General features: G+C 36.1%; 14 protein-coding genes. 12 read left to right on the top strand and 2 right to left on the bottom strand.

Annotated elements, in window-relative coordinates:
* Nucleotides 1–21 precede the first annotated feature (21 nt).
* Nucleotides 22–840, top strand: a complete 819-nt coding sequence (locus JNUCC74_RS13510) for a S1 family peptidase (protein ID WP_454065753.1) — start codon at nt 22–24, stop codon at nt 838–840.
* A gap of 218 nt (nt 841–1058) precedes the next feature.
* Here the strand turns inward: JNUCC74_RS13510 and JNUCC74_RS13505 are convergent, their stop codons facing one another.
* Nucleotides 1059–1601, bottom strand: a complete 543-nt coding sequence (locus JNUCC74_RS13505; RefSeq protein WP_454065752.1) for a DUF402 domain-containing protein — start codon at nt 1599–1601, stop codon at nt 1059–1061.
* 1163 nt (nt 1602–2764) lie between these two features.
* On the opposite strand from JNUCC74_RS13505, the gene sigI reads away from it, so the two are divergent.
* Entirely contained in the window at nt 2765–3490 is a 726-nt protein-coding gene (gene sigI, locus JNUCC74_RS13500) for an RNA polymerase sigma-I factor (RefSeq protein WP_077317895.1), read from the top strand.
* Complete coding sequence (locus tag JNUCC74_RS13495; RefSeq protein WP_454065751.1) at nt 3490–4218, top strand: anti-sigma factor domain-containing protein; 729 nt, start codon at nt 3490–3492, stop codon at nt 4216–4218. The genes sigI and JNUCC74_RS13495 overlap by 1 nt, the downstream gene beginning before the upstream one ends.
* 279 nt (nt 4219–4497) lie before the next feature.
* Here JNUCC74_RS13495 and JNUCC74_RS13490 read toward each other — a convergent pair whose 3' ends face one another.
* A complete protein-coding gene (locus JNUCC74_RS13490; RefSeq protein ID WP_077317893.1) occupies nt 4498–4734 on the bottom strand; it encodes a YhdB family protein in 237 nt (78 codons plus the stop codon).
* 164 nt (nt 4735–4898) lie between these two features.
* Between JNUCC74_RS13490 and JNUCC74_RS13485 the strand changes: the two genes are divergently transcribed.
* The 9 genes from JNUCC74_RS13485 to map all read left to right on the top strand — a co-directional run bounded on the left by JNUCC74_RS13485 (nt 4899) and on the right by map (nt 13616).
* Complete coding sequence (locus JNUCC74_RS13485) at nt 4899–5519, top strand: YhcN/YlaJ family sporulation lipoprotein (protein WP_454065750.1); 621 nt, start codon at nt 4899–4901, stop codon at nt 5517–5519.
* A gap of 144 nt (nt 5520–5663) precedes the next feature.
* Nucleotides 5664–6308 carry a class I SAM-dependent DNA methyltransferase gene (locus tag JNUCC74_RS13480; RefSeq protein ID WP_454065749.1) on the top strand — a complete coding sequence of 215 codons (645 nt, stop codon included), beginning with the start codon at nt 5664–5666 and terminating at the stop codon, nt 6306–6308.
* A gap of 63 nt (nt 6309–6371) precedes the next feature.
* A complete protein-coding gene (locus JNUCC74_RS13475; protein WP_454065748.1) occupies nt 6372–6833 on the top strand; it encodes an S-ribosylhomocysteine lyase in 462 nt (153 codons plus the stop codon).
* Between the two features lie 15 nt (nt 6834–6848).
* Entirely contained in the window at nt 6849–7775 is a 927-nt protein-coding gene (locus JNUCC74_RS13470) for a PLP-dependent cysteine synthase family protein (protein WP_454065747.1), read from the top strand.
* 35 nt (nt 7776–7810) lie between these two features.
* Nucleotides 7811–8944 carry a bifunctional cystathionine gamma-lyase/homocysteine desulfhydrase gene (locus JNUCC74_RS13465; RefSeq protein WP_454065746.1) on the top strand — a complete coding sequence of 378 codons (1134 nt, stop codon included), beginning with the start codon at nt 7811–7813 and terminating at the stop codon, nt 8942–8944.
* A gap of 813 nt (nt 8945–9757) precedes the next feature.
* Nucleotides 9758–11122, top strand: a complete 1365-nt coding sequence (locus JNUCC74_RS13460; protein ID WP_454065745.1) for a dipeptidase — start codon at nt 9758–9760, stop codon at nt 11120–11122.
* Between the two features lie 107 nt (nt 11123–11229).
* Entirely contained in the window at nt 11230–12000 is a 771-nt protein-coding gene (locus JNUCC74_RS13455) for a (S)-benzoin forming benzil reductase (RefSeq protein WP_454065744.1), read from the top strand.
* Between the two features lie 121 nt (nt 12001–12121).
* On the top strand, nt 12122–12241 hold the full coding sequence (locus tag JNUCC74_RS13450) for a YjcZ family sporulation protein (protein ID WP_454065743.1): 120 nt from the start codon (nt 12122–12124) through the stop codon (nt 12239–12241).
* A gap of 622 nt (nt 12242–12863) precedes the next feature.
* The gene (gene map, locus JNUCC74_RS13445) at nt 12864–13616 is read left to right on the top strand and encodes a type I methionyl aminopeptidase (RefSeq protein WP_077317884.1); all 753 of its coding nucleotides are present in this window, start codon (nt 12864–12866) and stop codon (nt 13614–13616) included.
* The last annotated feature ends 507 nt before the right edge of the window (nt 13617–14123 follow it).

Below are 14123 nucleotides of genomic sequence, written 5' to 3'. Positions count from 1 at the left end.
GGGATGAATCTGAGGTGGCTTATGGACAAAAAGGAGAATCAGCACGATATTATTGATGAGGATTTATATGAGGAAATCGATGATGAAGAACTTTATGAATTAGTACAGAAAGAACGGGAAAAAGCATTCGCTAGAGAAAGAGAAGCAAAGCAACATCACAAGCCAAAACGCCCTTTTCCAAAATGGGCGTTTTGGCTAATAGCCGTCGCTCTTTTTTTAAATGTAATTGCGATTATTCCTAGAACCTTTTCACTCCCTGCCATTGACTTTTTAGTTACTTCGGCCAAACTTTCGCTGCAAGAAGATATTCAAGCCTATAAAGAAGCCGTTGTTACGATTGAAACGGATGATTCGAAAGGAACGGGCTTCTCCATAACAGCAGATGGGAAAATCCTGACGAATCATCACGTGGTGGAAGGGGAACAGACAGTAATCGTAGCATTTCCGGAAGACGGTTTGTTTCAGGCTAAGGTAACAGAAACCTATCCTTCTGTAGACTTAGCAATAATAGAAATTGATGATGCAGAAAAGGTACCATTTCTGGATTTAGCAGAAAGGGCAGTAATTGAGAAAAATGAGCCTATTCGCTTTATTGGAAACCCTTTGCAATTTAATGGGATAGCTAATCAAGGAAAAATAATCGATTATACAACATTAGAATCGTGGAAAGAAGCTGTCGTGATGATCCAAGCCCCAGTATATCAAGGCAATAGTGGCAGTCCGGTGTTTAATGAAGCAGGTGAAGTGATTGGGATTATCTTTGCGACATTGGATCATGAGGAGTATGGAAAAGTAGGTCTATTTTATCCAATTGACTACTATTATAAGTATAAAAAATAAGCATCAACTAACTTGAATGAGGTAAACATATAATTACTACTAAAAAGCTGCCAGAAGTCTTTTTTAATCACTTCATGGCAGCTCTTGTATCAAAGAACATATGCTACTAGATAATCGAAAGCGCAGGAAGTAAGGGCTTTTATCGATAACAGTTCAGCTTGTTCCTTATAACGTATCGCAATATATGCCTCAACTATTCTGTAAGGAATGTAGATAAGCTACTTTGCCATCTGTAATAATGAGCAACACCTGTTATGGCTGAATATCGTATCTGTTTCAGCAATGACCTGCTCTAGCAAAAGATTTTTTGAAACTACTAAATTATTTAGGGAACGTTGAACAAATCCATTCTCAAATTGTGGCAGCTCTGAAGGCAACTCGTCTTCATCTAATACAACATACTCCCCACTTGGAAGAACGAAGACATCAATAATTAAATCTTCAAATGATACGAGGTTATTTTTAATCATCGTGTTTCGGACGATATTAAAATATGCCCCTAAAAAATTTCCTTTCACGTCTCTCCAAAAATACAAGTTGAATGGCTTATTTCTCCAGTAATAGGCGGTTGTATAACTTCCTTTAGGGATAGTTATTTGATTCTGATTTTCAGTGATAGTAAACGATTGACGTATTTCATGAAAAACGACGATCGTGTTATCCTTCCTTTTCAGTTGAATACAACAATGTTCCTCAATGCTCCCATCATAACGAATTTTTCGTTCCGTAATTTTCTTTCTGTGTTGAGTAATTTCTTTCATTACACTCTCTCCTTATCATCTGAACAGTCTTAATTTGGAAGGGAGTAAATAAGTTCAACTTTCATTAAAGGCCTGAATGGTCCCTCTAATCATTAGTGATAAATTAATGGAAAATCCCAATGAGCGTTGCCCTATTTTAAGATTTTGATTAAAAAAAGGAAAATTTGTTTTCTTTTATTAAATATATCATATGTAGACTTGGTATAATGCTAAAAGCCTCTTTTTTACACTATAGGAAAGTATAAAACTATTGGGCTTTATCTATAAGAAAAACGATAGCTTTCGCGACAAGCCAAGTTTTTCTAATCTCGTATTTAGGGTTCTGTAAGAATCTCATGTGATAATACGTAGAAGATTACGTGGAAAATAACAGCGCTTAAATACTTGATTTGTTCGGATCGAATCGATAGGGACAGAGAAGCTTCAACAAGCGATAGACTGTTATGTTTTTCATTTTCAAGGATGCCCGAAATTTAGCTTTTGTTCCTTTTCTTATCAGTAGGGGATGAAGGAAAAATCCCACTGACTGAAGTTTCATTTTATAAATCAGAAACCTTTACTATTTATGTATTATGAATGGAACTAATGGTTAAAGTTCTATAGTCGTATTGGTTAATAATGAATCGATTTGAAATGTTATTATCAGATAAATTGTTAAAAATTCTAGATACGGAATTTGTTTAGACTTTACTATAAATAAATATGTACTAAGTAAAAGGTCATAGGTAAATTTTATCTAAAGACATCCAGTCGCTTTTGTTACATAATAGATAGCAGGTAGTTACGTTTATTTAAACAAAATGTAACTGTTTTGTGATAGCCACAAATCGTTTCATACGTTAAGATATAATAACTTGTCATATTAAGTAGAACTGTTTAATAAACAGGAATAAAATGTCGAAATGACATTTCTAGTTATGATACAAAGTAAAATGAAAAAATTTAATTTTCATTCCTTAAAGAATTCCACCTTTTTAAGTGGATCTTATTTAACTGCCATTACAGCACTGTAAAAGATAATAAAAATAAAAAGATGGTGAACACATCGTGATGTATATAAAATTAATGAAAAGAAGTAAAAAGCTAATAAAAGATCATGTCTATACGCCCAAAAATATAAATAATGAAACGAAAAATATAATAACTAGGGGGGCCTTTCATTGATGGTACATAAATCCGTAAATGATTTACCCCTAGAAGAGCTGGTTCAATTAGTTCAGGAAGGTGATCAAACCGTACAAAACTATTTATTGAAAACGTATCAGCCTTTTATTGCTAAATGTGCATCAGAGGTATGTAAACGATATATTGATCCCAAAAAAGATGATGAGTTTAGCATAGCGCTTTCCGCTTTTAATGAGGCTGTTTTGTCGTATAATCGAGAAAGGGGGAGTTCGTTTTTAGCGTTTGCCAAATTAGTAATTAAGCGCAAAATTATCGATTATATTCGATATATGCAAAAGCGTCCTGCTGCTATATCTCTTGATGAAACGTATGATGCAGAACTGATGGAGAACCCGACGGAAATAGTTGCAGTAAAGCGGCAATATCAATTAGAACAAGATGCATGGTATCGAAGAGAAGAAATTCTTGATTATAAGGAGAAACTGAAAAAATATAAGTTAAGCTTAGCTGAATTGCCTGAAGTATCGCCTAAACATCGAGATGCCCGTGAATCAGCTATTCGCACTGCAAAAATCCTTTTTGATGATGAAAAATTAAGGGCATATGTGTTAAAAAAACGGAAGCTGCCAATAAAGGAACTGGTTAAAAAGGTCGATGTTAGTAAAAAAACATTAGAGCGAAATAGAAAATATATTTTAGCTGTTTTTATTGTGCTCTCCGGAGATTACTTATATTTAAAAGACTATTTAAAGGTGGTGAAGTAGTGAAAAGAGGGATTATCATGGAACAGCATCGCAATTATATGATAGTGCTCACAAGAGATGGCGCCTTTTACAAAGCAATTCCGATAAAAGGGGGAAAAGTTGGATCGGAAGTTGCCTTTAAGCCATTTCCCATCTATAAGCGTTCCATGTTAGCATTTTGGGGAAACGATCGTATTTTTTTGCGTTTTTTTATATTTATTAGTATTATTTTATTGTTTATCTTCCCCTTTTATTTTGCAGTGGAAAAACATAAGACTTTCGCTTATGTGGGCATTGATATCAATCCCAGCATTGAATTTGGAGTAAATGAGGATTTTTCTGTCCAATCTATTCGAACGATTAATGATGAAGCTGAGCTGGTTGTGGCAGAGCTTAGTGAATATAAAAATAAGCAGTTAAAAGAAGTTGTCCAGATGTTTATAGATAAAACAGAGGAGACAGGATTGATTAATAACAAAAGACAAATGCTTGTAGGGGTTAGTTTACTGGAAAATGTTGATAATAGGATAGTTGATAATATGATGAAAGATTTACCGGTTCAACAATCTGAATGGGAGATAGCGATGTTTTATGTTCCAAAAGAAATAAGAGAAAAAGCGGAAGCATCTGAGATGTCGATGAATGAATTAATGGCAACGACATTGTTGGAAGAAACGACGATACCTGCTGAAGAATCAAAGTTGGATGAAAAGGATAAAGCAATTATTCAATCTTTTTATAGTTTATAAAAATCATTCATTCCATGATTTTCGAGGAGAAGTCAGTATTCATTTTTAATACTATAGGAAAGTATAAAAACTTTAGGCTTTATAGTATAGGAAAAACTACAGCTTTCGCTAAAGACTTGGCGACAAGCCAAGTTTTTCTAAAATGGTGACGTATTCGTATTCCTAATATTAATATATTTTCTGAAAGCCTTGTCAACAATATTACATTTAATTAGAGATAAAAGTGTTTTATATACTCAATAAAATAAAGAAGATGTTGTCAACTCTGACAACATCTTCTTATATTTTCATGGTAACTGGAGGATCATATTTCATTGCATGATCCAAATAATAAAGCAGATTGTCGTGTGACTCTAAAATTTTCCGTTCATCCAGAGAATAGTGGAATGCATGAAGAAACTGCTGAATTCTTTTGGAAAGAATATCATCGTTTGTTCGTACCATCAGAACAAGTAAATCGTCCCAATGTCCCCAAAGTGTATAGTAAAGTGCTTTATCATAATCAGGAATATCCATGTTTACCCCTCCTTAAACTGTAAGGGTTAGTTATAGTGTCCCCGTATAATATATATATTGTCTGAAAGAAAAATGGTGTATTTACCATAAAAAGGTGTTATAACTACGTATAATCTCTTTTGTTTGCTTCATACTAAGGTCAAAACAAAGGAGGTATAACATACATGAAGGTCAAATTATTTTCTTTCATAGCTGTTCTTAGCTTGGTATTAACAGGTTGTATGAATGCAGATGATAATAATAATGATAATAATAATCAGGATGCTAAAAACGATAACGTAGAGCAAACAAGGTATAACAATACAGGCGGGGCTATGAATGGCAACCGTGATTATGAGATGAGAAGAGATGCTGAACGAGATCAGGAAAATGATAATGATAATAATCGATATGATGTATCGGAAGAAGCTGCAGAGAGAATTACAAGAGAAGTTGATGAAATTGATCAGGCCTATGTTCTTACTTTAGATGATAATGCCTATGTTGCTGCACAGTTGGATACCAATGATGCAAACGTAGAAAATAAAAATACCGGAAACAATACAGCGAATAATACCAACAATGTCGATAAGGGCGATGAATTGACGGATGAAGTGAAATCTAGAATTAAAGAGGTTGTTCAATCGGTTGACAACGATATCGACAATGTATATGTCTCAACGAACCCAGACTTTCTTAATTTAACGCAAAACTATACAGAAGATGTGGAAAAAGGCGAACCAGTTGAGGGATTTTTTGATCAATTTGGAAATATGATTGAAAGATTGTTTCCACAAAATCGCTAATTCTTGAACGAGTAAATCTTTTTTAATAAAGATTTACTCGTTTTTCCTTTTAAAAAGTCAGAACATATTGTATACTTATGCATATAATCCTTATTATCCTTAGCGATTTACTTTGGATTATATTTTAAAGGGTGGGCTGAAACTATGGGGAGAGAGTTTTTAACCATATTTGATGATTGGGCAGAAAATTATGATGACACGGTATCTGGATTAGATCCAGAATACTCTAGGGTGTTTGCTAAGTATGAAGAGATTTTAGAAGCGGTTGTTCACCATACAAAAGGTGCTGTATTGGAATTTGGTCCTGGTACAGGTAATTTAGCAAAAAAAATAATTGCAGCAGGTTATGAATATATTGGTATTGAACCTTCAAAAGCGATGAGGGAAAAATTTAGAAAAAAGCTGCCAAAAGTATCGCTTTATGATGGGGATTTTTTAAGGTATCCAGTATTTTCCATACCTATTCAAACAATAGTTAGCACCTATGCATTTCACCATCTAACAAACGAGGAGAAAGAAACAGCTGTGAAGAAATTTTCAAAGACATTATCGGACAATGGCAGAATTGTTTTTGCAGATACGATGTTTCGTTCAGAAAAGGAGAGGTTAAATGAAGTAGCAAGGGCAAAAAAGCAAGGGTATACAACACTGGCAGAAGATTTGGAACGAGAATATTATCCAACAATAACATTTTTAAAACAGCTGTTTAAAAGGAATAATTTCACAATAGAGATGCATCAAATGAATGATTTTGTCTGGTTACTTGTAGCTGAAAAAAAATCAGAATAATTTTTTTGTTACAAAGATGTATCATTCATTCTTATCGATTATCAAGCAAAAGGAGCGATTCTGATGGAGAAGAAGATGAATGTAGAAAGCTTTAATCTTGATCATACAAAAGTAAAAGCACCATATGTTCGTTTAACAGGTGTTAGTGAAGGGGAAAACGGTGATAAAGTTTATAAATATGATATTCGTTTTAAACAGCCGAACCAAGACCATATGCCAATGGATGCACTTCATTCCATTGAACACTTAATGGCAGAGAATATTCGTAATCACTTGGATAATGTACTCGATATTAGTCCGATGGGATGCCAAACCGGTTTTTATCTATCTATTATCAATCACGACAATTATGAAGAAGTACTACATGCCCTTGAGAAAACGTTGAATGATGTTATTGCTGCTGATGAAGTACCGGCGTGTAATGAAGTTCAATGCGGTTGGGCTGCTAATCACAGTCTAGAAGGTGCAAAAAAAATTGCTCATGAAATGTTAAAATATAGAAATGAGTGGCAGTATGTTTTTTAAAGGCAGGATAGATTGATGACCGTCTACACATCAATTAAAGAGATAATTGGTAATACGCCGCTTCTGCAAATAACACAATTCTCCTTGCCCAAAGATGTTCGTCTATACGCAAAGTTAGAATTTTTAAACCCTGGTGGAAGTGTGAAAGATAGGTTAGGTATAAGTTTGATAGAGGATGCAATAAAAAAAGGAAAATTACAACCTGGAGCAACTATCATTGAACCAACAGCGGGAAATACAGGAATTGGATTGGCCCTTGCTGCATTAAATAATGATATAACACTTGTGTTATGTGTACCGGAGCATTTTAGTGAGGAAAAACAATTTCTTATGAAAGCGTTAGGTGCAACGATTGTCTCTACGCCTAAAGAAGAAGGAATACAAGGTGCAGTACGTAGAACAGAACAATTATTGCAAGAAATACCAAATAGTTTTTCTCCACAACAGTTTAATAATCGAGCTAACCCAACAACTTACTACGATACATTAGCTCCTGAAATCTGGACAGATTTGGATGGAAAGGTAGATGTATTCGTAGCTGGGGCTGGTTCAGCAGGAACGTATATGGGGGTTATGCATTATTTTAAAGAAAAGAATCCTCATGTATATGGGGTTATTGTTGAACCAGAAGGATCAATTATTGGTGGAGGAGACCCGGGAGCGCATCGAACAGAAGGAATAGGAATGGAGTTTTTTCCACCGTTTATGGATCGATCACTGATTGACCAAGTATTTACAGTACCCGACGATAATGCATTTGAAATGGTGAAGGCATTGGCAGTAAAAGAAGGACTTCTCGTAGGCAGCTCATCAGGTGCAGCAATGTACGCGGCTTTAGAAGTAGCACAGAAAGCAACTTCAGGTACAAATATTGTTACTATTTTTCCTGATGGCAGTGATCGCTATTTAAGTAAGGGGATTTATTCATCAAGTAGATGCTGAGAAGGCATATCTTAGCTCAGAAAGGGAGAACAGTGATGCGAAGAAAAACCAAAATGATTCATGGGGGAATTACAGGTGATAAAGAGACTGGAGCGGTTTCTGTACCGATTTATCAAGTGAGTACGTATGAGCAAGCAGAGGCAGGAAAACATAGCGGCTTTGAGTATTCTCGAACAGGAAACCCGACCCGTAATGCATTAGAAAAAGTAATAGCGGAGTTAGAAGAAGGCATTGCAGGATTTGCATTTGGTTCAGGAATGGCAGCTATTTCTTCCGTTATGATGCTGTTAAAGGCAGGAGATCATGTAGTATTTACTGATGATGTATACGGAGGGTCCTATCGGTTAATGACAAAGGTATTAAAGCAATTTGGTCTAGCGTATTCCTTTGTTGATACGAGTGATCCTGAGTTGGTGGAAGGTGCTATTAAGGAAAATACGAAGGCACTTTTTATTGAAACTCCAACAAACCCTTTATTAAAGATTACGGATATAGCAAAAATGAAGGAAATAGCCGAACAGCATCATATATTGTTCATTGTGGATAATACGTTTGCTACCCCATACTATCAATTGCCGTTAGCTCTAGGAGCAGATATCGTTGTTCATAGCGCTACTAAATATCTCGGCGGACATAGTGATGTAGTGGCTGGTTTAGTTGTGGTAAATTCGAATAAACTTGCTGAACGGCTCCATTTTATTCAAAATTCGGTTGGAGCCATATTAGGACCTCAGGATTCTTGGTTATTACTTCGTGGGATAAAGACATTGGCTTTGCGCATGGAAGCAATTGAAATGAATGCAGCCTATCTCGTTCCATTTTTAAAAGACCATCCTCATGTAAAAAATGTGTTCTATCCTGGTTTACCTACACATCCTGGTTATGAAATTGCTAAACAGCAAACAGCAGGCTTTGGCGGAATGATATCGTTTGATTTAGGAACTGCTTCGGCTGCTGCTTCCTTACTAGAACGGGTAAAATATTTTACGCTAGCAGAAAGTTTAGGAGCAGTGGAAAGTTTAATCTCCGTCCCTGCAAAAATGACTCATGCCTCCATTCCACGGGTACGACGCCAGGAACTAGGTATTACTGATGGGTTAGTTCGTATTTCAGTTGGAATTGAAGATAAAGAGGATTTGCTAGAGGATTTAGCAAATGGGTTGCAATAATTAATAGCGATTAAAGAAAGACCATATACAGGTGGAGAATGGGTACTTTTTCCACCTGTTTTTTGGGTTTTAGGAGCTGCAAACGTTTCAATCTTTTTTAAATGTATTGTCGTCTCGCTTAAGTACTCGGTCTTAACAAAATCGCTTTTTCCAACGGTAAGTCAACACAGTTCGAATCTAAAGGAAGGCCTCTAAAACAGCGAGCTTGCCACTTAGGCGTCTGCATCCACTGTTTTAGAGGTATGTTTTCTTTATCCCGCATGTAAGGAGCCGCACTTTTCTCAATTCTAAATGCTTATGTTTTGCAAACAAACATAGTGAAAAAAAACAGCCCCTAAAATTCCGATTTGTTCGAGGCCTTTAGGACATACACCTTGCGGTACTAATATTACTTGGGTTCCACGAAATGAAGGTTCACTTTATCCCGTCAGAAGTTCTCCAGTTAGTAGCTTTTGTTCTGTGTTTGATTCATTTTTAATACTCCTAACTCATGTTCGTACTTTCTTGGCTTCGTCAAAGGTTGATTTCATAAACAGCGGTAAAATCTGCGTGGTAAACAATAACGTGGAAGTTTCGTCTTATGCACACATCCAACGTAATGTAGGAAGCTTTAGGTAACCTATTTTTATCCCCACTTTTAACTGGCCCTACCGGGAGTATGGGGGAACGAAGAAGTCTAGGTGGAGGATAACTGCAAGTCAAATGTCCGATTGGTTCAACTAACCGTGGGTGGAGGATGAAAGAACTCCTTACTTATGGAAGTTTCACTTTATATGCTAAAATAAATATACATAGAATCAAGGAGGTAAAGTGATGAGTGACCGCGTATTGGATTATTTACAAGCAAATCGAGATGAATTGCTGGATAGACTTTCAAGCTTTTTAGCTATTCCTAGCGTAAGTACAGATAGTGACTATAAAAAAGATATGGAGCGGGCAGCAGATTTTATTGTTACATATTTAAACGAGATTGGTTTTGATTTAGCTGAAAAACAAGCGACAAATAATCATTCTCTCGTTTATGCAGAATATAATGGGGCGGGTCCGGAAGCTCCAACAGTACTGTTCTATGGGCATTATGATGTTCAGCCGACAGATCCGATTGAACAATGGAAAAGTGATCCTTTTAAGCCAGAAATTAGGGAAGGAAGAATATATGCTCGAGGTGCGAGTGATGATAAAGGTCAAGTATTTATGCATCTTGCTGTATTTGAAGCATTTATGAAAACAGAAGGTAAATTACCTCTAAATGTGAAGGTTTGTATTGAAGGAGAAGAGGAAATTGGCAGTGAGAATTTGTATGAAATACTTCATGCAAATAAAGAACAATTTTCTGCTGACTTTTGTGTGATTTCAGATTCAGGAATGGTTGCAAAAAATCAGCCAACTATTTTATATGGCCTAAAAGGTTTTACCGGTTTAGAGATCACAGTAACTGGTCCGGATCACGATTTGCATTCTGGAATGTATGGTGGCGCAATTCGTAACCCGATCATGGCATTAACCCATATTTTAGCTTCCATGAAAAATGAGGATGAGGTGGTTACTGTTGAAGGATTTTATGATGATGTCGAGCCACTAACTGAAGAGGAACGAAAGATGATGGCAAAAGTGCCAAGTGAGGATTTTGCTAAGGTATGTGGGGTGGAAACAACAGCTTCAGAAAAAGGTTATACTGCTGTAGAGCATACAATGGGTCGCCCGACTTTTGAAATAAATGGTATTTATGGCGGATATCAAGGGGAAGGTACGAAAACAATTATCCCTTCTACTGCTACAGCTAAAATTACTTGTCGGTTAGTTCCCGGCCAAGACCCTGAAAAAATTCAACAATTAATAGAAAATCACATTAATAAGGTGACGCCATCAGGAGTTACGGTAACTGTAAAAATGGAAAAATTATCTGCTAAAGCATATAAAGTAGAACCCGATCATCCATTGATTAAAAAAGCAGCGAAAGCTTATACAAAAGCATTTGGCAAGGAAACAGTTTATGTACGGATGGGCGGATCTATTCCGGTAGTGGAGTGGATTCAGTCTATTTATCATATCCCCATTGTGTTATTAGGATTTAGTACACCAGAAGATCGCTTACATTCTCCAAATGAAAGCTTTCCGCTGGACAGCTTTGATAAAGGAATGGAGACGTTAGTATATTATTGGAAAGAGATGGAATAAATAACAGAGTTTTCGATTGGATAATGAGCTAACCAGATGCTTCGTATTTCTTTGGTGCATTGCGAAGTAACGATATAAAATAATAAGAATTAAATGAGGTGTTAGTTATGAAATACGCAATTATTACCGGCACATCAAGAGGTCTTGGTGAAGCTGTAGCGAAACTTTTGATGACTAATCATGTGCATGTAGTTGGTATTTCTCGGAAACAGTCACCGATATTAAAACAGATCGCCAGTGAGAACAATGTAACTTTTCAAGAAATAAACTGTGATTTAGGCAAAATAGAAGAACTGGAGATACTTGTACAATTAGCTTTTAAGCAAATAATAAGGAAAGAAGCTAGTGAATTATATCTAATTAATAATGCTGCAGTAATTGAGCCGATAGAACAAGGAATGAATATTTCACCTCAGGCTTTAGCTTATCACTTCCAAGTAAATGCAGTAGCACCAATGGTTTTAACAAATTTATTCTTGAAACAAGCAAATAATTTAGACATTCCTGTAGTCAGCCTGACGGTTACCTCAGGTGCTGCAGAAAAGCCAACTTATGGATGGAGTGCATATTGTAGCTCAAAAGCGAGTATTAATATGTATACGAAAACAATTGCACTTGAACAGGAACATTTAGGAACAAATCATAAAGTTATCGCTTTTAGCCCTGGTGTGATGGATACAGCGATGCAAGAGGAAATTCGCTCTAGCTCTAAGACTTCCTTTGCTTCGGTTGACAAATTCAGGGCTTACAAGGAAAATAATCAGCTGCCAGATACAGTAAAAATCGGGAAATTAGTAGTACAGATTTTGCTTTCTAAAAACATTGTAAACGGAAAAATATACGAAGCAAAAGATTATTTATTACCGCAGGAAAGTTGAATAAATAGTCATTGAAAAATAGATGAAAATAAAAAAATGCTGCCCATATTACTAGTTAACCCTCCCATTATTAGATGTTTGGCATAGAATAAATTAGTCAGAGAAAGAGGGGGGAACAAGAATGAGCGGAGGCGGAGGCGGCTATTCCTATGGCGGCGGATTTGCGCTATTGGTAGTATTGTTTATTTTGTTAATTATTATTGGTACTGCTTATACTGGCGGCCATAGATGTTGCTATTAAATGTGATGCAGAGGATCTCCTCTGCATTTTCAATTGAATAGAAATGAAGTTTTAGTGGAAGATTGTTACGACCCTTTTCCAACTTAAGTTGAAACTAATAGTAATAGCAGCTGCTAGGAAATAATATCATATCCGTTTTTTCATGGTGGATTTTTTTGAAAGTAACTTCAACTAGCTTTTTCGTAGAGCGAGTAGTAACCTTCGATCTTCTTCCTAGGATAAGTCATCATCGGCTCTATTTTATGGAAGACCGACTAAAAGCGGGTTCCCACATCCCCCTGTCCTGGGCATGTTTCCTTTATCTTGTATCTAAGGTACCGTAAGACTTTTCTCATGAATTACAGAGAATAAGAAGAAGTTTAAATGGAGAATAACAGCAACTAAATGCACAATTCGTTTGGGACAACAGATGGAGTACTTAACCGCTTTATCTAATTGTTTTTGGATTTAATGAAAACTATGGTACACTTTATTTTGGATGATTGGATACAGGTTTAGTGGTTCTTAAAATATATATAAATGCTGCTTGATTTTTTGCTACGGCTAATTAATAAAATTTGTTAGCTGATCTTCAAGAAACATATTAATGTGAAGAAGGAAACAGAAAGAGAGGAAGATTTGAATGATAACAAGAAAAAGTAAACGAGAAATCGCTAAAATGCAGGCAGCAGCTGATATTTTGGTTAGCTGTCATAAAGAAATCGCTAAAATAATTAAACCGGGAATTACGACGATGGAAATTGACGAATTCACAGAAGACTTTCTAAAAAAACATGGTGCTACTCCAGAACAAAAAGGATATAATGGGTATCCTTATGCAATCTGTGCCTCGATAAACGATGAAATTTGTCACGGTTTTCCACGTCATGAAAAGTTAAAAGATGGTGATATTGTAACGATTGATATGGTGGTTAATTTAGATGGCGGTCTTGCAGACTCGGCTTGGACATATGGCGTTGGTAATGTGGATGAAAAGGGTCGTAAATTAATGGAAGTTACGAAAACAGCATTAGATAAAGGAGTAGAACAAGCACGAGCAGGAAATCGAATTGGTGACATTGGTCATGCTATTCAGAAATATGCAGAAGGTGAAGGATTTTCTGTCGTGCGGGATTTTACTGGACATGGAATTGGCCCAACGATACATGAAGATCCACATATTCCGCATTTTGGCTTGCCAAATAAGGGATTGCGGTTAAAAGAAGGAATGGTTATTACGATTGAGCCAATGATTAATGAAGGTAGCTGGCATAGTCAAATGGATAGCAATAATTGGACAGCGAGAACAATTGATCAAGGTCGTTCTGCTCAATATGAACATACAATTGTTATTACGAAAGATGAACCGCTAATACTCACAGATCAAGATAGATAAATGAATAGTTTATAAGCGAAAATTATCCGTGAAGTTAGCATCACGGATAATTTTTGTATTCAATTTATCCACTAGATCCACTTCAGCGGCTAACCTTTTGAGTCACTTCACATTTCTCGTGGTGGCAACAGCCTTCTCGTCGGAGTTCCAGATAATCTATAGCCTTGTTCCTATCTAGAAAATGATATCCGTTTTTAAGCGCTTGAGCAACTAGCAAACTTTGCTCGACTCTTCCAGTATATAAGAAGACGAATTTCTCTTATTTGAAAAATCTGCTTATTATTTTGCGAAATTTTGAGAAAAACAGCCCTAAATCCCCGATTGGTTTATCTAACATTTCTTGGGAAAAGCATTCCAAGAAATGAAGTTTCACTTTATCCCGCATGTAAGGTGCCGTAAGTCTCTCCTTTCAAGATGGAAGTGAATACAGGAGAAGTAGAAGTAAGGGAAAACGGCACCTAAATGCCCAATTCGTTCAACTAACATTCCGTGTAAAAAACGTTCCAC

The sequence above is a fragment of the Cerasibacillus sp. JNUCC 74 genome (assembly GCF_053667775.1).
Note: the sequence above shows the minus strand (reverse complement) of the source record. Positions and strands in the feature narration are given on the sequence as shown.